Below are 22,156 nucleotides of genomic sequence, written 5' to 3'. Positions count from 1 at the left end.
GTCAAAATCGCGTCGGAGATAATTTAAGCACTTGCGTAACGCCCCGCGCATGCGCGCGAACTTGTGAGCGTCGCAAGGGCCGCAGGCCCTGAATGACGCGGATTGTTATATTTTTTATGCTACAAATCTCTTGGCAACATTGGCAACACGCTGCCCCAGATACTTTGCCGTTACTAAATCGATTGCATTTAGTTCGCCATCAGTAGAGTGTGCAATTAAGCCAGATTGAGCGCCAAGCCTGTTACGCCCTTCAGCATCACAGTTACCTGGTACATCTAAACTTGCCCATAACATGCCATGTTGGCTTGCGAAAATTTGCATGTATTGAATGGTGTTTAACTGATCACCACTCAGATTTGAGCCAATGGTAAAACCACTAGCAATTTTATTAGACCACGCTTTTTCAGCCCAAAGATCACCCGTTGCATCAGCAAAAGCTTTGAATTGTGCCGATACACAACCCATAAATGTAGGTGAACCGAAAACCATTGCATCGACATTTTTAAGTTGCTCTATCTGGGCTAAGTTTTTAAAACGTCCATCAACAATATCAGTACCGACAATTTCAGCAAAAACAACATCAACCTCAGAGACAGAACGAATGCCCGAAGCTACTCCTTCAGCAAGCTTCTTTGTCGTGCCTGATGCTGAGTAAAAAATAATGGCGACTTTTACCACTTAACTATCCTTAAAAAATATAACATCTATATATTGCGCGTGCGCACTTAGGAGCTCGTTCACCCGATAATTTTGGTTGTTAAATTACTGATAAAGCTAGCATTAATGCCTTGAAAGGCTCCAGCTTAGCAAAGGCAAGTTGAGCATGCTCAGTCACACTCTGCCTAGCGGACAATATTTAATTTTTTACTTTTTGTTATGTCATTGATAGTAAACGACTTAAATACACTACACAATAACAACACGCGTAATATTTCAGAGATAAGCATGCCGTGCCTGGTTCACGTCATCCTTCGTTATTAATGACAGGAAAGCGAGTCACTAGTTGAATTAAGCAAAAAGCCCGATGGTTCGTTCATCGCTCACAACAGACTCTCAGCTTAGAGCCAGTAGCGAAATATCAAAACTACCAATAAGAACAACTAAGTTTCACAAACTTTCTTAGGAAGTTTTGACTCAGACTTTTGTAGTTTCAGACCAAATACAAAGCGAGTAGGATTATAAGGTCTGATTAGGTAGTGATATATCCCCCAGGTCACCACAACGGTGCTAACTGTGACCAAAGCAAATTTGGTAAACCAGTGCAACGTTAGTGGTACTAAAAAGTACACGGCTATGAGAGTTACGGTCTGATGCAAAATATAGAAGGGATAAACCGCTTCATTGCAGTAAGTGAGGAAACGGTTGGAAAAGGTTAAATAGCGTCGACCATAACCTAGTGCGGCTAATATAATCATCCAGCTTGAGCCAACGTTAATAAAGTCATACAGGCGATGAATCAAGCCGGAGTCGGGTACTGTCACCATATTAAATAACACCAAATAGCGTATTACGAAGAGTCCAATACCAGTCACCAAAAAGGTGCGACGGGAATCAAGTAAAACTCTCCAGTACTTCTGGTTCGAGCAAAATAAGAAGCCAATAAGCAATATCATTGTCAGCACGCTGAAGCGGGTCCAGTCGCCAATCAGATACTGGTCAGTTGGGGGGAAAATAGGCGCCAGAAACCAATCGGCCGCAACTATCGGCACTGCGAGTAAATGAATGCCGTAAGGATGGCAGGTAATACGATACAGCCAGTTCAACCGACCTTGACTATTTTTCTGCCGTATCCAGCTAAACAGTGGCAACAGAACCATAATACTGGCAACCAGGTACACAACGAACCAAAGGTGATGCCATGAAAAATTACCTTCCGGGTAAATTCCATCAAAAAAACGAGGGTAAAATTGCCAGTAAGATAGAGTCATCCCCTCGGTCAACCGCTGCACGTATATTTGCGGAGGAACGACCACCAAAATGCCAAATATAAGTGGTAATAGCAGCCGTGTAGCACGCTCCTTAATAAACCGTACTATTCCCCGACTATTAAGGCTAAACCAGATTCCCGCTCCAGAAATAAGATAAAGCAAAGGGATACGCCATTGATGAGGAAAGTACATCAAATCAGTTAACCACTCACTTTGCTCCGTATTTTTGATATGCCAGCCCCAACTATTAAACGCCATCCCGGCGTGAAACAGTATTAATAAGAAAAACGCCAATACCCTTAACCAGTCCAGCTCGTAGTACCGTTGATGCTCGACGTTCATTACCTGACTCCTGCCTACATCGTAGACGACAATTTATTAACAGGCTTTGATAATGGCATTCAGCAATTAGGTCTACCGCCAGTTTGTGACCAGTCGCAAAACTATGTGATAAGCAGGTTAAGGGGGCATAAAAGATCGCAAGGTGCGATCAACCCTCACCTAAATCTTGAAAAGAAGGCGTCGCGATAATAGCGACTCAATTTGACCGTGTTTCCATCACTCATCGTCAGTTGATAGTCGCCCTTAAATACCGCTTCAACCTTACGGACCTCATCCAGCTTAACTGAAAAGCTGCGATGAACCCGAATGAAACGAGAATCTAAACGGGAAAGGAAATTATTCATTGTATCGCGTTCGATAAACTTGCCGTCTTCGGTATGCAGCTCCAGATAGTTGCCCATGCTGGCAATCCAGTTAATGCTAGAGATGGATAACGGCAACATTCGCTCACCAGTCCGAACCAATATGCGTGGCGCGTGTTGGGGGGACAGATTTTTTGCTAAGGCCAGAAGCTCTTTGCTCGGTATTGTAGCGGGTTTATCAATGCGCGAGTAGGCTCGCTGCATGGCAACGTCCAGCCTTTGTAGAGAATAAGGTTTAAGTAAGTAGTCAACGGCAAACACTTCAAAGGCTCTTATAGCATACTCGTCATAAGCGGTAACAAATATAACGGGGAACCTATCTCCAATCTCCAGTGCCACTTCAAGTCCAGTCATTTCCGGCATATGAATATCAAGCACTAAAATGTCAGGCTTCTGCTGCTCAATCAGCTCCATTGCTTCAAGCCCATCTCTTGCCTCAATAATGCCATGGTCTGGCGCTAATTGACTTAACATGCGCTTAAGCTTTTCCCGTGAAGGAGCTTCATCATCAGCAATAAGGATCGTCATGCCTCTGCCCTTGTGGCGGGAAACACGATCTCCAACCGTGCTCGATTATGACCGACGTCGAGCGTCAACTCGCCCTCGTCGCCGTACAACAATTCCAGTTGTTTTTGGACACTTTTCAGGCCAATACCTAAAGATTCTGATGCCGGTTCAGCAGTCGGCAGGGTATTGGTCATCTCAATATGAATATTTCCTTCATACATTACTATTTTCAACGCGATTGATACTTCACCACGGCTGCGGTGAACCGTATGCATCACCGCATTCTCCAGAACCGGTTGCAACAACATCGAAGGTACATTCTGATGCAGTAACTCATCCGCTATGCTTTCCTCATAATGGATTTGAGAGGGAAACCGCTTTTGTAGGATAGCCAAATAACTATGCAAAATAGTCATTTCCTGTGACAACTTCACCAGGGAGGTTTCTGACTGAGCCAGATAGTAACGAAGCAAGTCAGACAGCTGTTGTAGAAGCCCTTCTGCCAACAGAGGATCTGTCACTATTTTTTCCGAAATCATATTCAATGTATTGAACAGAAAGTGCGGACGCAACTGAGACTTAAGCTGCAACAGTTTTACGCTGCTTAACTCGCTTTGCACTTGCATGCTTCGCTGTTTCTCTTTCCCTCGCTTTAGTTCCTCCTTCCGATAAAAAATGGCGAGTACCATAGATAGATAAATCACACCGATACGCGGCCACTCCAACAAGATTCGCTTTGAGAAATGCTCGTTGAGCCACAGATAGTGATCCATGCCATAGGCTGCGGGCAGATTGGCATAGAATGGATAACGAACAATATCCATCAACACACATATCAGCAAAATAACAACAGGTAAGATAGCAATATGTCGCAGCCACTGGCCAAGCGTCGACCAATGACTAAAATAGGGCAACTCGTAGTATTTTTTTACTAACGGAAAAATCAGCCCGAGCAGATAAGCCGCGGTCATTTCCGTATACCAGATAACCCACCAGGGTATATCGTTATCTGTTTGTTCCGTTGTTCTCGCTATGCTCAGGTAAACGCCCAGAAGGGTCCATATTAGCCCATAACGTAAGGCACTTTTCCACGAACTAGGCATAAAATGGACTCTCAACTTTATCAGACTTAAGCCATATTAAGAGAACAGCCTTATTGATCAACTTAATTGTGACCAGACGCAAAATTGAGGGACTAGTAGCATAAAGTGCATTACTAATTTCCGCTTTGAGCGAAGAGCGGACCATCGGGAGCTTTGCTTAATTCAACTAATGACTCGCTTTCCTATCATTAATAACGAAGGATGACGTGAATCAGGCACGGCATGTTTATTTCTGAAATACTGCTAGTGTTGTTATTGTGTTGTGTATTTAAGTCGTTTACTATCAATGACATAACAAAAAGTAAAAATTAAAAATTGTCCGCTAGGCAGAGCGTGACTGAGCAAGCTCAACTTGCCTTTGCTAAGCTGGAGCCTTTCAAGGCAGGAATGGCTGCTTGATCGGTAAGTTAAAAACCGAAAACTATCGATTGGACGAGTTTCTAAATGCGCATGCACAATATACAAATATTATATCGCTAAATGTTCGCGTTAGTATTGATGTTAGATTATGTAATTTTTAATCTGTAATGGAAAATAATATGAGTGTTTTTGATAACTTCCTGCATCTTAAAAAAGATATGGAGGATAATGGTTGGGTTATTGATGCTTTTCCATTTCAATACAATAACTTTAACTATATAGTTTTAGCTAAGTTATATCAGGATAATGAAAAAAAACCTAAATTTGCTCTCATGAAAACTAAAATAATGAGAAGGTGTGATGTAAGTATAAATATAACCATTCCTGTGAATGTAAATGGATTTATTATCAAAGATATAAGAGAATTCAGAGAGTTTTTTGGTATAGAATATGCTCCAAATCTTGGTGAGATTTTGACTCAGTTTACTGAAAACTTTGCTAGGTTTATTCCCTCCCAAATTACTTTAAATAAACCGGATTGGTTAAAAGATCCAATGGTTAACGATTTATCTACAAGTGACAGTGAGAACCCCAATAGACGGTTCTGCTATGACGTCCGAAGAAGTGGAAATAGATCGCCATTTAATGATAATAAGACAAGATTGCTTAGGCCTAACCTTTATTCACTATTTTGTGATGATCAATCAATTAGTTTTCTCTATTCAGTAGAGATCGAGCAAGAAGAAACTGATGAAGAAATACTAGCAAAATTTAGTAGAAGGCAATCTACTTAAATAACACTTCTTTAAGAGCAATATAACAAGGCAACTAAACGGAACTAAAACAGTGGGTTAGGTTTCGCTTCGCTACACATTATAACCCACCATTTTAGTCCGCTTATTGCGGCGTTAGCTTGACGAGGAAGTTATGTGGAAGTTCTCCGGACAAATTGAGTATGAATGCCTAAATTGCGGCCATACTGAAACTGTCGACATGGATTTTTTCGAGTGCGATTGGGTGGGTTCACAAGAAAGGCAAATGGGGCCGGAAAATATTTATGAACTGAGTTACGGAATTGACTGCAATAATTGCAGAAGCGACATCAACATCAATTTCACGGCATATGAATACCCGGTTGAGTCGCTAAATTATGTTGAGCCTGAAGTTACGGGGGCCTCTACGAGAGATAAGCCTTACCTTGAGCACTTGCCAGACTTATATGAAGTGCAACAGTTTGAACGTGCCAGAGCAAGTACTAAAGAGATAATCCTTGAAGTTCAAAATAACCCAGCCCTCATCCGCAATATAGATTCACGTCAATTTGAAGAGTTAGTTGCCGAGCTTTTTAGGAATAAAGGGTACGAAGTAGAGTTGACTAAACGAACCCGTGACGGTGGAAAAGACATCATTGCCATTAGCAAAGACCACTTTGGGATAAGGCTTAAATACTTCATTGAGTGTAAATATTACGGCGAGTCGAATAAAGTTGGGGTAGATGTAGTGCGGGCTCTGCATGGTGTAAAAAATACTAAAGACGGGCCGAACAAGACAATTGTAGCAACAACATCTTCATTCACGGCTGACGCGGTAAGCTTTGTCGAAAAAGAGGCCGCTAGTAGTTGGGATATATCGCTAGCCGATTATGATCAAATTATGGAATGGATTGGTTCGTATGGCCGTGCAAGCTAACGCCGTATTGCAGCGGACGAGCCGCTGCAATGCGGCGTTAGGAGGCAGAAATGTCAGACATCATCGATGACCTCTTAGGCGGAAGAATGAGGGAGCTCAAGGGGGATGATCAGCTTTTTATTGAGGCGGAAGACTGGTGGATGAATGCTTGTCTTGATTGGTATCACGATCCAACAGAGCTTTACATCGTCGGATACAAAGAGGCAGGAGACTCTCTTGTAAACTCTGTGGCTGATCGTAGCGGCACTGCCGACTCGCTGATTTTTCCCATTGTATTCCTGTATCGGCATTACATTGAGCTTAGGCTAAAGTCCTTGTTGCATGATGGCAGGCGCCTGCTTGATATAGAGTATAAGCAAAAGTCCGAACATCAACTATCTAAGCTGTGGCCAAAGGTGCGCGATATTTTAGTTGAACTATGGCCAGACGGTAGTAAAAGTGACTTGGCGGCATTTGACAGCTTGATTAATCAGTTTGAGCAAGTCGATCCACGTTCGACGACTTTTAGATACCCAAAGGATTTTAACGGAAATAACTCTCTTCAAATGGACTCCCCGAGAGTTAACCTGAGGAACTTGAAGGAGGTGGTGGGAGCAATGGCAATCATCCTGGAAGGTTCGGCAGCAGCCATTTCAGAATATCAGGGCTACAAAAATGACATGCAGCGCGACTGTTGGTAAGGCTCCTAACAATCAACTGCAGCGGATCAATTTTCGCTGCGCAAAAATTGCCGGCTCAGTTGGGCGTTAATGTCCGCTCTTGGCACTGAGCCGACTGTCAGGTAGGTTTTAGACCAATTCAATTGACTTTGGTAGTCAATATTTCTAGTATTTATTTGGTGAGCTTCGGGTATCACTGCATTCGCAGCCCTCCGAAGACAAAGAAAGCCTATCTAACATGATGGGCTTTTTCTTTTTCTGGCCATTATGTGATCCCAAAATTGTTTGGGTTTGTTGATAGCGTATCTGCTATTAGTTGCATAGTTGAGGCTTGAGCTCCCGAACGTCACGTTTATATTGCGAAGATAACTAATATCTTATAAGCGCAATGGAGTTCTTTATGAGGCGGTAGCCAACTATGTACTGGTTTGGCTCCTTTTGACTGATTAGTTCCATCATCGACAGCGAGTAAACTCGTTGGTTCGTTCGCAAAGTACTCTCGTTTTCCATAATTCTATGTTGAAGCATCACTGTTCCATTCGAGCTTTAACGCTACGATATGATCTATATCCACATCAGAGCTGTTGAGGAATATTTGACCGGTATAAGAGTCATTCTAGTGGCGACGTATCACCCGAAAGGGCCCATCTGAATAATGGACGGAACCAGTCTCCGAATACAACTTTGATGAGCTATTGTCCCAAAGCTCTTCAAAAGCTTTCTCTTTGGAATTAGGAGATAAGCAGTGGTTAATTGGATTGCTTATTTGAAGAGTCTAGGGTTATCTAATTAATTCTATTGCTCGTAGCTGCTTTCCCTCAATGGCCAGCTCTTTAAACCGAGGCTTTTTCTGCGGAAAAGCATTAGTATTCACATGGATAGTTACCGAAATCAAATTTAGTAGTCTTTAAAAGTAGCACTACTAAAATCAAAGTATTGATATATATAGGTAAAAATATAAATAGTAGTTTTTAGAGGGTGCTTTCGATCAATCCGCGTTCTCAGATCTATCGCCTAAGCTCGCCGCCCACGACACCTTCTCCACTGTTTCGCGGCGCTCCACCCGCCAAAGGTGTTCAAGCTCCTGTTGCAACTTTTCATAACCGCCACGGGTAATTAAATTGGTTTTCATACGCTTATTCGTTACTGCCTGCGTTTAAAGATAACTCATGATTTTACTGGGTTATTGCTCCGAAGGAAATGGCAGCGAGGGGAATGTTAGATTGTCTAGCGGGCTAGACGTACCAGCGTAATGTTGACCAATAACATGCGTATATATTTGAGTGGTTTTAACATCGTTATGGCCCAGCAGCTCCTGAACCGTACGAATATCGCAACCGCCTTGTAGCAAGTGCGTGGCGAAGGAGTGACGAAAGGTATGACAATTTACCTTTTTATAAACCTTTGCTTGAACGACTGCTGGTTTAAGGGCCTTTCTAATGACGCTACTGTGAAGATGATGTCGACAAAGAACGCCGGTGTAAGGGTGTGCGCACAAGGAAGTTGATGGAAAGACAAACATCCAACCGGGTTGCTTAAAAGCGTTGGGATATTTTCTATCAAGCGCACTAGGTAAGGATGGGCCGACACCTTTTTTGTTATCATCAGCTTGTACCTTTAATGCTGTACTTATCGCCTCCTTAATCTGAGGAACTAAGCGTTCGCTCAACAACGTTTGCCGGTCTTTTTTACCTTTTCCATCACGAATAGTAAGAGAAAGATTTTCTAGGTTTACATCCTGAACTCGTAAGCCTAGTGCCTCACTTATTCTAAGACCGCTACCGTAAAGCAACTCGATAACTAAGCGATTACGTCCGGTTAATTGGCTCAAAATATCGATGACTTCGCTGGGCGATAAAACAACAGGTAACTGTCGCTGTTTGGTTGCTAAACTGAAGTTTAAATCGCCGAGTTTTTTGCCAAGAGCTTTATGATAGAGATAGACCAAAGCATTAAGCGCCGTTTTCTGAGTATTTATGGCGACATGGCGTTCGTTAGCTAGCCAACTTAGAAACTCTCGAACTTCATTACTGCCCAGTTTTTTAGGGTGCTGTTTTTTATGAAAATAAATGTACTGACGAATCCAGCCTAAGTAGGACTTCTCTGTTCTTAAACTGTAACCACGTAAACGCATATCAGCGCGTATTTGTTCAATAAATGGGCTAGGCATAAACTCTCATCCTTGAGTTTTGAAATTAGCCATTAACTTTAGCCTAACTTGCGGCTCACTTTTGTCAGCAATATTGCATAGTTTGTTGTTGTATTGCGTATTTAACTCGTTTAATGTCAGTTACATAATAAAAAAGTAAAGTTGGATATTGTGCACTCGTGAGATCAAAAATGAGCATGCTCGAATTAGTTTGTCTGTTTTTGGTGGTTTTTTTGAAAAATAAAACGAGTTATTAAAGGGTTGCAAAGAAAAAGGGAGCAATTTAATGAACGCGCAAAGTGCGCACGCACAATATACAAATGTTAGCTGGTAGTGCCTCGGGTCTTTTTGGGGTGTTTCGGTGCCATCGGGCCTTGGCCGAAAACTGGCAGCAGAACTGAGATTTTCGGGGTTCCGCCAAGGCCGTTAAAACTCGCGATCTTGCTGGCAGCTCAATCGGAATATTGGGTAAGTATCAAGCTCGGTGTTCACCGTGCGGGGCAATCCGCCGAAAACTGAATCTCGATCTGCTACTCTGAAGTTCAGGTTCATTCACCGCATCAAAGGCGGTGGTTTTAATTACGTTGCATTGGCAGGTGTCGGTGCAAGGGCAATGGAGCAGGCCGTGATGTTGGTTGCCAGGGAATGGTCTTCAGAGTTACCCCCAGCTAACCAGTCGCTTAAGTTTGTTCCCGGCCTGACGGCCGTCCACCGGACGCCCTTGTCAGGGCGCCGCTTAGCTTCGCGTTATGTGTTAGACATCTGGAGAGCATTATCGTTATGAAAATTGAGTTTCAGGTTATTGTAAACAATGAGATTAACGATTCTGTTCGAAAAGTTGTCGCCGAAGCTCTTTATCGGCAAGGGAAGGTTCAAGGCAACTTGAGCGAAAAAGCTGATAGATGCAAATTCCTTTGCATCGCAAGAATTAATGGTGAAGTTGTTGGCATAGGCGCGATTAAGCCCAAAACGAAATCGGATTTTTCTGAGCAAAAAGCTGATCTCTCGAAGCTGGCTGATGATTTTAATGCGGAACTGGGTTACTTGCATACTAACCCTGCTCATGCCCGTAAAGGTATCGCTAGGAATATTGCGAAGCTGTTGGTTGATGCGTACGGGAAAAAAAACCTTATGGCTTCAACAGAAGTTTCTGCTAACCCTGGAATGGTGAAGATCTTAGAAACACTAGGCTTTCGACATTATGGCAAGCCGTGGAAGAGTGTTATTCATGGTAACTACCTTGGCTTGTTTTTGAAGTTTCAGTGAGAGAGCCAATAATAACAATGACTTGAAGTACATTTTTAATTAGAGATACGCTCGTGGATAAAAAAGATAGCTTTAAAGAAAAGTTTAGTCTCTGGGAGAGCCTTCCAGAGCGGAGTAGCTTCTACTCTTTTGCCTTTCATGGCTCTATGATTGTTTTGTTAGGTGGTATTTTTACGGGAACTATTGGTCTATATGGGGTGTATATACTTGCTATCGTTATATCAGCGCAACTCATAGATTTTATTAGGTTAAAATATTTAAAAAATGTATTGATGAAAAATCAGTCGAGTCAGACAATATTGGCCATGATGCTTTCTGGAATTATAAAAATTCACTTTTTTTGTATGGCCTTTTTTACAGTTATTGGCTTTATTGTGATGACATACAATGCCTTTGAGTTTTTTGAGAACAGTACTTATTTAAAATTCATACTAACCTATTGGAATAGAGGAACGCCCGCATAGTAGAGCACATAACCAAGCCATTAAATGCGCTTCCTTCGGTCGCCGGACGCTCGTTCCTCGCGCCGTTTATGGCGGCGTTATGTGTCGGGATAGGAAATGACATCACCACTAGAAGGCGCAAAAGAAGCTCGGCACGAACTTAAGAAATTTCATGTCTTGCTGAACCAAGAAAATTTAGTTCCTGAGCAGTGCTACCGGAGGAATCATAGGAACTATCCCATGGTTTCATATGTTAGCCAAATAGCTGCCTTATTCTTCAGTCATAACTACGAAGTCATTCCCGTATTTATTAACCGTACTATAACTGAGCTTGATAGAAACGTAGGGCAACCAGTTACGGAGAACTATAGAAAGATTGTTAAAGATTATCTTTGCCAAATGGCGTATTTTTTGGAAAAGTTCACGCAAGTTGATCGCGAAAAACTTGAAAGCTATATCCCAGAAGAGATCCGTAGTGCTGGACCAACAAAGGCGCCAGAAATTGATCATCAGACTTTGCAGTTTAAAAACACATAACCAGGCGCGTCAGTCGGATGTCCTTTACGCCGCTTCGCTACGTAAAGGCCACCGCTGCGCTCAGCGTTATGTTTCTAGGAGAGAAATTTGAGTATCTGCCTCAACCTTACATCAGCAGACATCAGCCTCACTAAAGATTTAGTGGCGATCATTGGAACTTTCGGGGCGCTGGCAATCGGTATCCTTGGGTTGAATACATGGCGTCGTCAGCTGCATGGAACCTCCAAGTTCGAAGTTGCTAAAAATATACTTACAACAACTTACAAGATTGAGGACGCGATTCAGGCGGTAAGGAGCCCAATGCTTCATCTGCGAAAAGAGGAAGTTGAGGCAGGCAGAGCCCTGGAGGAAGAGCAACGAATATACTCTGAACGGTTGCAAAGGCTGAATGAAAAGCGAGCGGAATTGAGAACCTTGGCTCTCGAAGCACGAGCCATATGGGGAGAGCAAGATCACTTCGATGCACTTCAAAAGCTTATCGGTAAGCTCCATTCCGAAATTTGGCTCCATTTCTGGTTAAAGGGCGCTTATGCAGGGCCTGGTGCCCAAGTAGATCGAAGCCCCGAGCGAGTAGCCGCGAATGATAAAATTGTCTATTTCATTAATGATGAAGATGACTTTACTCAGCAGATCAAAAATGCTGTCAGTGATATTGAGTCAGTTTACAAGAAGCGGCTCCGCGAATGACGAAACATAACCAAGCAATTAAGTACGCTCCCTGCGGTCGCCGGACGCTCGTTCCTCGCGCCGCTTATTGCGGGCGTTATAACGCAAGCTACTACGCCAATATCATCATCTTAGAGGTACAGAATGGCAAAAATTGTGAGAGATGACGGGAGTTGGGTTCCAGACCCAAGCGGTGCTACCTCCGGCGATTTGCAGGCTTGGCGAGAGAGAATGTACCAGGAGTGCCCTAATCCGAATGCTGGAGACATTGTCATTGTGCTCCATGCACAGCAGGGCAAAAGAACTGGATATAGGGCATTGAATTCAGAGGGCTATGATACTCGTTGGCAAAGAGTGTCAACCGAGGAAATTGAAAAGCACCTGCGTCTAATTGACGTAAAGGATGGCGGTGACAGTCTGACTAATCCAGATGACTATGTTTACCTTGCGGACGGGGTTTACGTTCACAAAGATGATGCTTGGTTTTAGCCAAGCGTTATAACAAATCGCAGCAGTACGCGGCCGATGGCCGCCGGACGCCCTTTCCATGGCTCCTTCGTCGCCATTCCAAGGTCGCCGCTGTGCTCAGCGTTAGCTTTACAAACCAACCACAATGAAACAAGGAGACGTTATGTCGACAATAACCGAACTAAAAGACTCAATTAACACAAAAACGGTGAATTTGGTCTTGCTTACTATTGCAACCGGAGGAATCTACCCGATTCTTTGGATGTATAAAAATTGCTCAATACTGGAGTCAATAACTAAAAAGAAAATCTCCGATAATGTATTTATTATATGGTTAGCAGTTTGCGTTGGTCTTGGTGGTGCTCTTACTGGCACTGGCGAAGAAGCGCTCGATATTATAGCTGGACTTTTAACGATCGCGTCATGGGTTCTGTACATTGTTTGGTCATTTAAAGCCAAGGCTGCCCTGCAAGAATATGCTCTAAATGAGCATAAAATCGACCTGCGCATGAATGCTTTTTATACGTTTATATTTACCATTTATTATATTAATTACTGTGTAAACGACTTGCCTGAAGCAAAGCGTAAGCAAGACATTTTATCTGGCCAACCAGCTACAACCGAAAGCTAACAAGCACAGTCAGCAGGACTCAAAAACCGCCGCTTCGCTTTGGTTTTTGAGCCTCTGCTGTGGGCGTTAGCATTCTCCTATTAAGAGGATCGTGATGAACACTAAACCTCAAATATTATTTTTGTCTCATGGCGGCGGGCCGATGCCACTTCTAGGTGATGTTGGGCATAAAGAAATGATTGATTGCTTGCAAAAAATCTCATCTATTTTGCGTAAGCCATCAGCCATTTTAGTGGTAAGTGCGCACTGGGAAGAAAAAATCCCAACCATTACTTCGGGCGCCAACCCTTCCCTTATTTACGATTACTATGGATTTCCAGAAAAGTCTTATAGTATTACCTATCCTTGTCAGGGAGAGCCATCACTGGCGGAGCAGACCTATAAGCGGCTGGAGCATTCAGGTATTTCCGCAAAACTTGATGAGCAGCGCGGTTTTGACCACGGTCTATTTATTCCTCTGAAAATCATGTACCCGGAGGCAGATATTCCGTGCATTCAGCTCTCTCTTGTCGATAATCTCAGTCCAGCAGCTCATGTCGGGATAGGGCGAGCAATCCAAGACTTGGAGTATGAAAATTTACTTATAATTGGTTCTGGTTTCTCCTTTCATAATATGAAAGCATTTTTTTCATCTGAAACCAGTGAATCAAAAACTTTAAATGAATCTTTTGAAGCGTGGCTGCTAGAGACTTGCACTAACAGTAGTATTACTGAAGAAGAAAGAGAACAAAGATTTATCCAATGGGAAAAAGCCCCCGGTGCTCGTTACTGTCACCCAAGAGAAGAGCATTTATTGCCGTTGCACGTTTGCTATGGAATAGCTAATAGTGTTTGCACTAAGTCGTTTGAGCTAAAGATTCTAAATAAAAAATCGAGCATGTACATCTGGTCATAAAATGCTAACAAACGCGTCAATTAGGACGCTCGCAAGCTCTCGCCTATTACCCGGGCGTTAGGCAGAAAGCTTAGTTTTAATTATTGCTTCCTTAGCTGCTGATAATTCGAAGGGGTCATTTTCATTTTTTGTTTGAAGAGGCGACGAAATACACTATCGTCTGAATAACCTAGAGAGAAAGCGATCTCTTTTACCGATTTGTTGGTAGTGACCAATAATGTACATGCATGGCTTATTCGAACTCCATCAATAAAGGCTTTGGGTGTTTCACCTGTTAGCTCTTTTAGCCTCCGGTTTAATGTGCGCTCAGAAACGGCCATGATTTTGGATAAGTCTTTAGCATTCATCGTTTGATAGTGCGCCTTACGAATGGCGTATTCTGCTTTTGCTAAAAATGAGTTTTTTGAAGTTTGATAACCTTCTGGTACATACAAATTTTGAGACTTAGGTATTGCATCAACCACTGAAAAATCAGCGACTACTTTTGCGGTTTCGGCACCCGCTAGCTTTTTGACTATATGGAGTGTAATCGTTACCCAAGACAGTGGGCCACCCGCAGTAATAATCCCTCTATCATCAATTAATTCGCTGGCCCACTCTGCACTTGCTCTAGGGAATCGTTGTTTTAATTCATCATGTAACCACCATGTGGTGGTGCATCGCTTACCATTCAGAACCCCTGCTTCACCGAGCGCAAATACGCCACTGCATGAACCGCATACCAGTGCGCCTTGTTGGTAGCGCGCGCGCAACCAAGATTGCGTCTTCGAGTTGGTCATAATTTGTGGTGGGCAGCCTTCTCCATTGGGGATGAAGCCAGGTACTAAAATAGCATCGCAGTGATCAATGGAACCAAGATCAGAGTCAGCCTCAAAAGCTCGTCCGTGTCCATCTGTGATAGGCTTTCCATCATGGCTCGCCAATTTGACGGTTGGATTCCAGTCTACATTGCCAGAATCGCTATCTTCAGATTTTTGAAAAAAGTTCAAACCGCTTAATGCCATCATATCATTTATGCCCATTAGGGCTGATGGTAGTACGCCTTCAATAGCTAGAATCACAATTGTCGTCATAAATTAAGGTTTATCTGTGCTTGGCAAATATTGCACGTATAGTGTCTTTTTTGCCTATGCGGGTCAAGTGATTTTAAGGCATAGAATTGTGCTTCAATTCAAACATGAGGACAAAAAGATGAAAGTACCGAACCTAATGCGTAGCGCGACAGTTTATTTAGCAACATCGCTTTTTATTTTAACCAATGCATCACTATCACATGCTCAAAACACACTACACCAGGAGCCAACCATGAAAGAAGCAACTTATATTCCATTTACAGCTAAATCTGAGCAGGACAAAAACCTAGCTAATTTTCTGACTGAAGGCGCAAAGCTCGTCACTCAAACTGAGCCTAATACCTTATATTGGTATGCACTTAAAAAAACAGACGGTAGTTTTGGTATTTTTGATTTTTTCCCAAATGCAGCCGGTAGAGAAGAGCATTTCGTTGGGCAAGTGGCTGCTGCATTAAATGAGAATGCAGACATCTTAGTTGCCCAAGGCTGGGATAAAGGCGTTGTCGCTAATATCACTGATTCTGCTGTCTTATCATACAAAGAACCGAGTGAAAATTCGCTAAGCGCAACTCAAGCGACTTATATTGTGCTTAACGCACAAGCAGGCAAAGAGCAAGCACTAGAGGAGTTATTAACAGGGGCAGCTTCTGTTATCGAGCAAACAGAGCCAAAGACGTTGTTATGGACAGCACTTAAATTAAACGATAACACGTTTGGCATTTTTGATACCTTTACTGATGAAAGTGGCAGAGAAGCTCATTTTGCCGGCAAAGTTGCTGCCGCACTCAACGCTCAAGCTGACGACCTTGTTGTGGGAGGCTGGGAAAACGGTGTTCTACCCAATATTCACAACTTTGAAGTTATCGCAGAAGCAGAAAAATAATTTTTAACCCCTAATTTGCTAAGTTACAATATGCCTAACAAGTTAATTGTGTGGGGTGCGCTAAACGCGCACCCCACATTATGGTGTTAACTGTCTCTATCTATGAAAGTTGTAACCTGGAACTGTAATGGAGCACTCAGACGAAAGCTTGCAGAAGCAGATAGCTTGCGAGCTGATGTTTTGGTGGTTCAGGAGTGTGAAGACCCTGCGCTATCGACCCCCGAATATAGAGAGTGGGCCGGTTCTTACTTGTGGGTGGGTGAGTCCAAAAATCGTGGCATCGGAATTTTTCCCCGAAACGGTCATCGAGTTGAAAAATTAGATTGGAGGGGCAGCTTTTCCGTCCCTGGGCTGTTCAGCAAAAGTGAAACGCTGAATTGGAGCACGGAAGATCTCAGGCTTTTTCTCCCTTTTACTGTCAACAGAGATTTCACTGTGCTGGCTGTCTGGACGAAGGGGCGTAACGAAGAAGCCTTTGGCTACATGGGGAAATTCTGGAAGTACCTTCAGATTCACCGTGACGATCTTAGCGGGTCAAAGACAGTCATTCTCGGCGATTTTAATAGCAATGTGCGTTGGGATAAGCCGGATAGCTGGTGGAATCACTCAGACGTAGTTGCTGAGCTCGGAGATATGGGTTTCAAGAGCCAGTATCATCGAGTATTCGAGGAAGAGCAGGGTAGTGAAAGCAGTCCAACATTTTTCTTGCAACGGAACCGCGAGAAGGCGTATCACATTGATTATGTTTTTACCTCGTCAGACTTTTCCGAAGAATGTAATTTGCAGGTTGGTCAGCACGACGAGTGGATTTCAATAAGTGACCACGTCCCGTTGACGTTGGACATCAACAGTTAACAATCGGCTGCACAGCGACCGATTTTCCGCCGCTGCGCGGCTCCAAACCGGCGCGTGAGCCGGGCGTTAAATTTTCAATCGGGTTTAGTGATGAATATTGAGATCGTAGAAAAAGCAGATTACCTTAAGCTGATAGAAATCTGGGAAGCGTCGGTCAGGGCAACGCATGATTTTCTGGCTGAAGATGATCTACAGGAGTTAAAGCCGTTAATTCTGGAGCAGTATTTTGGCGCAGTTGATTTAAGGTGCGCTAAAAGCGGTAACGGTGAAATTCAGGGATTCAGTGGAGTACATGACGGTAATATTGAGATGTTGTTCATCTCACCTGATGCACGAGGGAAAGGCATTGGTGCCATGTTGGCGGCCCATGCTATCGAAGAGCTGGGAGCATCTAAGGTCGATGTAAACGAGCAGAATGAACAGGCGGTGGGTTTTTATCAGCATATTGGCTTTAAAGTGAGAGATCGGTCACCAGTCGATGGCCAGGGTAAGCCATATCCGCTGTTGCATATGGCGCTATAAAAATTTAACAAGGCCTGGCACGCGCGGCTATTTAACATAAGGAAATAAAATGTATCAGGGTAGCTGTTTGTGCGGTGCTGTAACAATAGAAGTACATGGTGGTATTGATTCAATTATTTACTGCCATTGCTCAATGTGTAGAAAAAGCAGTGGCACTGCATACGCGACAAATGGTTTTGTAGCTAAAGCGGGTCTCCTAATTAAAACTGGCGAGGAGCAAATTAATTATTATGAAATTGCTCCTGGCAAGAAACGGCATTTCTGTAGCGTCTGTGCATCGCCAATTTTTAGCAGTAACGACGAATCACCAGAACTATTACGCTTACGGTTAGGCATTTTAGATACTGATATTGTGGAGAGGCCGATATCGCACAATTTTGTATCTTCTAGCGCAAACTGGGATGATATTGATGCAGAACTACCTCGGTACAATGGGCATGAACCAAGCCGTGCAGTTAAGAAGTAGAAGCAAAGAGTGCCAACAAACAAGTCTTATCGCCGGCAAAAGGCGCTGGCTGCGACATCAACCCGCTGCGCGGCTTTCCGCGCTAAATTTAGGCGTTTTACGGTTTATCGGGCGCGGGGGCCATTAAGCGTTTGCCTTTTACAAAGTTAGCGTTAATTCTTATTGCCGGAATATTCTTACTGCGTGGTGTTTTCTTTGTAGGGTTAATGCCAATGTTCCCAGAAAATAGCCCAACGTTTTGGTTAATTAGCTCAGGTATCTGTTTGTCTATTGGTGGGCTTTTTGCTTTAGGTGTTTGGCAGCAATGGTCAATTCTAGGTCGTAAGACTGCCTAACAATGTGTTGTACTAGCGGCCAGTCGCTCGTGTGCGCGGCGTTACGTGTATTGAAACTGGAGGCTCCGTGAAGCCTGAAATAAGGGATAAATTTTCGACATACCCTGACAAGGCGAAGAAGCAGCTTATAGCCGTTCGTCAGCTCATTCTTGACGTCGCAGAAGAAAACGATTTGGATACAGTTGAAGAAGCTCTTAAGTGGGGCGAGGCCAGCTACCTGGTAAAAGGCGGCACTGCGATTCGCTTGGATTGGAAGCCAAAGAGTCCGGATTCTATAAAGGTATATTTTCATTGTCAGACTAAATTGATCGAAACCTTTAGGGAAATATATCGAGATGAGTTTGAATATGAGGGTAAACGAGCGATCGTTGTACCTCTGGACGCCGATATCAAAGATGGGCCCCTAGGCCATTGTCTTCAAATGGCGCTGAAGTACCATAGCTTGAAACACCGTCCTCTGCTTGGAGCTTGAGATGACGGAAATACGCAACAAAACCATTAAATTCGTCCCCCTTCGGTTGCCCGGTTCCCGTTTCACTCGGTTGTTTATGTAGGCCGCTATATTTCTGGAGAAACAGTTTGAAAACAAAAGCTTTATTATTTGCCTTAACTTGTTTTGCATTCAGCTTAAACACAATGGCAAATGCTATAGATAACAAGGAAGAACTTGAAGCATTAGTTAATAGCTACGAAAAGCTCGCGATAGATGCGCAAGAATGCACGGATTCAAGTAACCTTAAATCTGCTCCCTGTAGAAAATTTATTAGAGTTTTTAATGACGGTGAAATCAATGATCGACTAGGTTCATTTGGAAATAACCTGGAGCTCTATATCAGTATCGATCAAGAAATGGCACTTAAAGGGATAATTGCAGTAGGCACCATAGCTGACACTTTAGGTTTTGTATTTGAAGAGCGAGCCGAAACTGTACAAAAGCGAAAATAACAATCGCATCAAAAGGGTGGCCTAACAGTTGGCTGGTGTTCATTCTTCGCTAATTTTAGCTAAGTGTTAGCCGCAGTTTATGCGGGGCGTTAGTTTTTAAGAGGGTTCTATGAAAAAGTTTTTAAAATTGAGCATTTTAAGCATTGCTTTTTTTGTAACGGGTTGCGCCAACATGATTGGATTTACAGGCGCAGATGCGGGCAAGAGAGTGGGCGACTGGGTTGAATACAATGTGAATCACCCCGGGCTAACCATCAGAATCATAGAGCCATACAGTGAAGAGTTGCTGCCAATTTCAACGGTAGGTAAAACGTCACCATCACCACTACGGCACACTGTTATTTTTGGCGCGCAATCAAATCAGCACAAATTGGAAATTATTGGTCGCTATAACAAAGAATTGTATCTGGACAATAAATTTTATGGTTCAGTTTGGTTTGGAGATATTTTAATTCGCGCCGGAAGTCTTTCAATAGACGGCAAGTTAGTAGCGGCAGTTGAAAATTAACAAGTGGTATAGCAATGAGCACACATAAGAAGGGTTATCACAAACGTATATTGTCGGAATGGTCGGCCAACTATGACCTAAAGGCAATGCAATGTGGAAGCATGTAATAATATCTAGTATTCAAGCCGCTTTTGTAGGGGCTATGCTACTCATTTTAGTTAGCCTGCCAGCGTTTGGCGGTGCAGCAACAATATTTGGTGTAATGGCATTTCCTATCGCACTTTTTTGGTGCCTTGCTTTGGCGTATCCATTAATTAAGCTTCGCCAGAATTCTCAGCTTTCAGAATATGCCTATTTTATGATTTATTTAGTTTCTGGGGCTATATTGGGTGCTCTCACGCCAGTGTTAATGTTTGGCACACCGTTCGGCCTTCAATCAGCCGCTTTTCTTAGTTTTTATGGTCTATGCGGTGCGGCGTGTGCCGTTAGTGCGTGGAACTATGTGCGTAAAAATGTCAGTTTATAACAAGGCTAAGCAGGGCTTCGCTTCAACCTTGTCGCTTTTCTTGAACCGATAAACAAGCAGCTAAAGATCTCAGGCATGGTGGGCGTTAGGAGAGTTTAAAAAATGATGGAGCTGTACTTTTTAGTCAGCGTCTTTGTAGGAATGGCTGTAATTGTTGATGGTGTTGTTTTATATAAAGCCAGAGGCGTTTGCTGGACAAACAAAATACAGTCGTTTACAACCACTATTGAGTTTTTATGGGTTATTGCCTCTATTATTGCTGTTTTTACGCTAGAGTTCTCACAGCTCCAAATATTAATCCCTTCTCTTTACGTCGCGCATAATATTTTTGGCTGGGCGTACGGCTCTTATCTTGTGTCAAAGTCACCTGAAGTGAAGAATGGTACAGAAGCATTGGTTATACCGTACTGGTATCTTATGTTTGGCTTAACCGTTGGTATCGTATTCAGCATAAGCAGTTTATGGGCATTCATACTCCTATAATCAATGGCTTAAATAATTAACATGAAAATGGAAACACTTAGGTACCCAAATGGCATTACAGGCAACTCCTTATAAAATCTCACTGGATATATCAGATACTGATCGCGGTGTTTACGAGAGTGTGAAATTTACTGTTGCACGCCATCCATCCGAGACAGAGCAGCGTTTAGCCTCACGAGTACTGGCTTATGCGATGTTCTATCATCCGCATTTAGCCTTTGGCCGGGGGTTATCCGATACCGATGAAGCGGCACTCTGGGAAATTGATCTCACCGGTGAAATTCAGCATTGGATTGATGTTGGCCTACCGGATGCTGCGCGGGTTATCAAAGCCAGTCGGCGTGCACCAAGGATGTCTGTAGTTGTGTATGGCAATGCGCGTTTGTGGCGAGAAAAAGTGCTACCGAAGTTTGCCCATTTAACCAACGTGAATGTGTTTGTTTTACCGCAAAATGAGCTAGCGGAAATTGCTGAAAAATTACATCGCTCAACACACTGGGGCGTAATGATAAGCGATGGTCAGCTGTATATCAGTGATGGTGATGAGCAGGTGATTGTTGCGCTTGAGTGTTGGCATGGTGAAATGCCCGAGGCATCGCTGTAGGTTAATGGGCATTACAAATAAGTGGTGCAGTGGTTCTTCGTTGCGGCTTTGAATGCACTCCAAAGCCGCGCAGCGTCATTTCGTTAACTTTCAGTCAGATAGCCAAGTTCAATCAGTGTTTCGCGGACTCGCTTTTTGATGTCTTTGGAGTTCCGTATAAAGTACCGCTGAACAGAGGTGTTTTCTGCGTCGACTTTATCCAGCATCTCGTCTTTAAGCTTACGTGCTACGTGAGCTGGCGCTAAAGGGTCAGTGACTAAACCGATAGTGTGACTGCCAAGTCTGCTTTGTATCGCCATTGTGTCCGCGTACCGGCCTGATTCAGTTACTTTGGTATAAACTTCGTTAGCTGGCAAATCATAGATGTCCGCATAAATTTCACGTAATTCGTCGAGGCCTTCCTGCAGTTCCTGATCGGTGTAATCTCGCATACTCATCGCGTGCTCTACTGAAAGTTCCGCTGTGGTCAGCGGGTTGATAACACCGTCGTAGATGTCGCGGGCTCCAACGGCTACGGTTTCCCAATACGGAGCCATTGTTTCTGTAATTTTAGGTAAAGGGTCCTCTCTGGGCCAGGATGCGACTAAGTTGTAACCTAGATGAGGAGCTTCGGACTCCCAACTGAGCTCGTAACTGCCGTCGGGGTTGGTTGTGGTTTTAGGATCTTTTGAGTTGCATGCGAGGGTTCTTTTTAAATCGGCGCAGACTTCCACGTTGCCGACTCCCTCTTCAAATATAACCTTGCCGGATACTTTAATCGTACGGGTTTCTGGCTCGGCATTCGTCTGTTCAGCAGGGCTTTCATTGCTCTGAACCTGAGTCTCTTTAACTTCCGTTTCTGAATCGGAGTCGTTGCAACCGATTAAAACTGTACTCATTAAAATAAGACCAAAAAGCTTTGTTGGCATTTCAAAATCCTTTCGAAACAAAATGTAAGTATGTATATTCACATAGCGTAGTGGAAAGTAAAAGTTAAGAAAGCGTTAAGACAAGATGCCAGATGAAATTGGA

29 protein-coding genes and 1 pseudogene are annotated in these 22,156 nt (G+C 43.3%); 22 read left to right on the top strand and 8 right to left on the bottom strand.

All coding sequences use genetic code 11. The features are described from left to right. Positions 1-114: 114 nt before the first annotated feature. The 4 genes from DET62_RS09075 to DET62_RS09060 all read right to left on the bottom strand — a co-directional run bounded on the left by DET62_RS09075 (position 115) and on the right by DET62_RS09060 (position 4,242). Positions 115-678 carry a flavodoxin family protein gene (locus DET62_RS09075; protein ID WP_110014224.1) on the bottom strand — a complete coding sequence of 188 codons (564 nt, stop codon included), beginning with the start codon at positions 676-678 and terminating at the stop codon, positions 115-117. A 422-nt stretch (positions 679-1,100) separates the two neighbouring features. Beyond that, a complete protein-coding gene (locus DET62_RS09070; protein ID WP_110014223.1) occupies positions 1,101-2,270 on the bottom strand; it encodes an acyltransferase family protein in 1,170 nt (389 codons plus the stop codon). A gap of 155 nt (positions 2,271-2,425) precedes the next feature. Then, complete coding sequence (locus tag DET62_RS09065) at positions 2,426-3,160, bottom strand: LytTR family DNA-binding domain-containing protein (protein WP_110014222.1); 735 nt, start codon at positions 3,158-3,160, stop codon at positions 2,426-2,428. Then, a complete protein-coding gene (locus tag DET62_RS09060) occupies positions 3,157-4,242 on the bottom strand; it encodes a histidine kinase (protein ID WP_110014221.1) in 1,086 nt (361 codons plus the stop codon). The genes DET62_RS09065 and DET62_RS09060 overlap by 4 nt, the downstream gene beginning before the upstream one ends. Positions 4,243-4,781: 539 nt before the next feature. Between DET62_RS09060 and DET62_RS09055 the strand changes: the two genes are divergently transcribed. From DET62_RS09055 to DET62_RS09045, 3 genes are all read left to right on the top strand, one after another. After that, entirely contained in the window at positions 4,782-5,396 is a 615-nt protein-coding gene (locus tag DET62_RS09055) for a DUF6037 family protein (RefSeq protein WP_110014220.1), read from the top strand. A 133-nt stretch (positions 5,397-5,529) separates the two neighbouring features. Continuing rightward, on the top strand, positions 5,530-6,291 hold the full coding sequence (locus DET62_RS09050) for a restriction endonuclease (RefSeq protein ID WP_110014219.1): 762 nt from the start codon (positions 5,530-5,532) through the stop codon (positions 6,289-6,291). Between the two features lie 50 nt (positions 6,292-6,341). Further along, positions 6,342-6,971, top strand: coding sequence for a hypothetical protein (locus tag DET62_RS09045; protein ID WP_110014218.1), 630 nt, complete (start codon positions 6,342-6,344; stop codon positions 6,969-6,971). 970 nt (positions 6,972-7,941) lie between these two features. Here DET62_RS09045 and DET62_RS09040 read toward each other — a convergent pair. Together DET62_RS09040 and DET62_RS09035 are read right to left on the bottom strand one after the other, a co-directional pair. Beyond that, a pseudogene (locus DET62_RS09040) lies at positions 7,942-8,082 on the bottom strand (transcription elongation factor GreB); the annotation flags it as partial. A 51-nt stretch (positions 8,083-8,133) separates the two neighbouring features. Continuing rightward, positions 8,134-9,120: an integron integrase gene (locus tag DET62_RS09035; protein ID WP_110014216.1), complete on the bottom strand. Its 987-nt coding sequence runs from the start codon at positions 9,118-9,120 to the stop codon at positions 8,134-8,136. A gap of 472 nt (positions 9,121-9,592) precedes the next feature. On the opposite strand from DET62_RS09035, the gene DET62_RS09030 reads away from it, so the two are divergent. The 8 genes from DET62_RS09030 (at position 9,593) to DET62_RS08995 (ending at position 14,005) form a co-directional block, all read left to right on the top strand. Continuing rightward, positions 9,593-9,883, top strand: coding sequence for a hypothetical protein (locus tag DET62_RS09030; protein ID WP_110014215.1), 291 nt, complete (start codon positions 9,593-9,595; stop codon positions 9,881-9,883). Beyond that, entirely contained in the window at positions 9,880-10,365 is a 486-nt protein-coding gene (locus tag DET62_RS09025) for a GNAT family N-acetyltransferase (RefSeq protein WP_110014214.1), read from the top strand. Before DET62_RS09030 ends, DET62_RS09025 begins: the two co-directional genes overlap by 4 nt. Positions 10,366-10,418: 53 nt before the next feature. Beyond that, positions 10,419-10,829 carry a hypothetical protein gene (locus DET62_RS09020; protein ID WP_110014213.1) on the top strand — a complete coding sequence of 137 codons (411 nt, stop codon included), beginning with the start codon at positions 10,419-10,421 and terminating at the stop codon, positions 10,827-10,829. Between the two features lie 96 nt (positions 10,830-10,925). After that, positions 10,926-11,345 carry a hypothetical protein gene (locus DET62_RS09015; RefSeq protein ID WP_110014212.1) on the top strand — a complete coding sequence of 140 codons (420 nt, stop codon included), beginning with the start codon at positions 10,926-10,928 and terminating at the stop codon, positions 11,343-11,345. Between the two features lie 87 nt (positions 11,346-11,432). Next, the gene (locus DET62_RS09010) at positions 11,433-12,032 is read left to right on the top strand and encodes a hypothetical protein (protein WP_110014211.1); all 600 of its coding nucleotides are present in this window, start codon (positions 11,433-11,435) and stop codon (positions 12,030-12,032) included. Positions 12,033-12,155: 123 nt separating this feature from the next. Then, positions 12,156-12,500, top strand: coding sequence for a hypothetical protein (locus DET62_RS09005; protein ID WP_110014210.1), 345 nt, complete (start codon positions 12,156-12,158; stop codon positions 12,498-12,500). A gap of 142 nt (positions 12,501-12,642) precedes the next feature. Then, on the top strand, positions 12,643-13,110 hold the full coding sequence (locus DET62_RS09000) for a DUF4234 domain-containing protein (protein WP_110014209.1): 468 nt from the start codon (positions 12,643-12,645) through the stop codon (positions 13,108-13,110). A gap of 94 nt (positions 13,111-13,204) precedes the next feature. Continuing rightward, positions 13,205-14,005, top strand: a complete 801-nt coding sequence (locus tag DET62_RS08995; protein WP_086994183.1) for a class III extradiol ring-cleavage dioxygenase — start codon at positions 13,205-13,207, stop codon at positions 14,003-14,005. 80 nt (positions 14,006-14,085) lie between these two features. On the opposite strand, the gene DET62_RS08990 is transcribed toward DET62_RS08995, so the two are convergent. Further along, a complete protein-coding gene (locus tag DET62_RS08990; protein WP_034818881.1) occupies positions 14,086-15,078 on the bottom strand; it encodes a helix-turn-helix domain-containing protein in 993 nt (330 codons plus the stop codon). Between the two features lie 232 nt (positions 15,079-15,310). Here DET62_RS08990 and DET62_RS08985 point away from each other — a divergent pair, with 232 nt between their 5' ends. The 11 genes from DET62_RS08985 (at position 15,311) to DET62_RS08935 (ending at position 21,145) form a co-directional block, all read left to right on the top strand. After that, positions 15,311-15,961 carry a hypothetical protein gene (locus DET62_RS08985; protein WP_051018717.1) on the top strand — a complete coding sequence of 217 codons (651 nt, stop codon included), beginning with the start codon at positions 15,311-15,313 and terminating at the stop codon, positions 15,959-15,961. A gap of 102 nt (positions 15,962-16,063) precedes the next feature. Then, positions 16,064-16,816: an endonuclease/exonuclease/phosphatase family protein gene (locus tag DET62_RS08980; protein WP_110014208.1), complete on the top strand. Its 753-nt coding sequence runs from the start codon at positions 16,064-16,066 to the stop codon at positions 16,814-16,816. Between the two features lie 90 nt (positions 16,817-16,906). Continuing rightward, the gene (locus DET62_RS08975) at positions 16,907-17,338 is read left to right on the top strand and encodes an acetyltransferase (RefSeq protein WP_034819122.1); all 432 of its coding nucleotides are present in this window, start codon (positions 16,907-16,909) and stop codon (positions 17,336-17,338) included. A gap of 49 nt (positions 17,339-17,387) precedes the next feature. Then, a complete protein-coding gene (locus tag DET62_RS08970; RefSeq protein ID WP_034818878.1) occupies positions 17,388-17,804 on the top strand; it encodes a GFA family protein in 417 nt (138 codons plus the stop codon). A 131-nt stretch (positions 17,805-17,935) separates the two neighbouring features. Continuing rightward, positions 17,936-18,139, top strand: coding sequence for a hypothetical protein (locus DET62_RS08965; RefSeq protein WP_227016364.1), 204 nt, complete (start codon positions 17,936-17,938; stop codon positions 18,137-18,139). Positions 18,140-18,206: 67 nt separating this feature from the next. Beyond that, entirely contained in the window at positions 18,207-18,611 is a 405-nt protein-coding gene (locus DET62_RS08960; protein WP_110014207.1) for a DUF1801 domain-containing protein, read from the top strand. 107 nt (positions 18,612-18,718) lie between these two features. After that, complete coding sequence (locus tag DET62_RS08955; RefSeq protein WP_034818871.1) at positions 18,719-19,084, top strand: hypothetical protein; 366 nt, start codon at positions 18,719-18,721, stop codon at positions 19,082-19,084. A gap of 109 nt (positions 19,085-19,193) precedes the next feature. After that, positions 19,194-19,592, top strand: a complete 399-nt coding sequence (locus DET62_RS08950) for a hypothetical protein (protein ID WP_034818869.1) — start codon at positions 19,194-19,196, stop codon at positions 19,590-19,592. Positions 19,593-19,683: 91 nt separating this feature from the next. Continuing rightward, complete coding sequence (locus DET62_RS08945) at positions 19,684-20,058, top strand: hypothetical protein (RefSeq protein WP_034818867.1); 375 nt, start codon at positions 19,684-19,686, stop codon at positions 20,056-20,058. Between the two features lie 102 nt (positions 20,059-20,160). Continuing rightward, positions 20,161-20,541, top strand: coding sequence for a hypothetical protein (locus tag DET62_RS08940; RefSeq protein WP_034818865.1), 381 nt, complete (start codon positions 20,161-20,163; stop codon positions 20,539-20,541). 49 nt (positions 20,542-20,590) lie between these two features. Beyond that, positions 20,591-21,145, top strand: coding sequence for a YaeQ family protein (locus DET62_RS08935; RefSeq protein ID WP_110014206.1), 555 nt, complete (start codon positions 20,591-20,593; stop codon positions 21,143-21,145). Positions 21,146-21,228: 83 nt separating this feature from the next. Here the strand turns inward: DET62_RS08935 and DET62_RS08930 are convergent, their stop codons facing one another. Next, positions 21,229-22,053 carry a hypothetical protein gene (locus DET62_RS08930; RefSeq protein ID WP_110014205.1) on the bottom strand — a complete coding sequence of 275 codons (825 nt, stop codon included), beginning with the start codon at positions 22,051-22,053 and terminating at the stop codon, positions 21,229-21,231. Positions 22,054-22,156 lie beyond the last annotated feature (103 nt).

The sequence above is a fragment of the Idiomarina sp. H2 genome (assembly GCF_004364275.1).
GTDB lineage: Bacteria > Pseudomonadota > Gammaproteobacteria > Enterobacterales > Alteromonadaceae > Idiomarina > Idiomarina loihiensis.
This window is presented reverse-complemented; position numbering and strand designations above follow the sequence as displayed.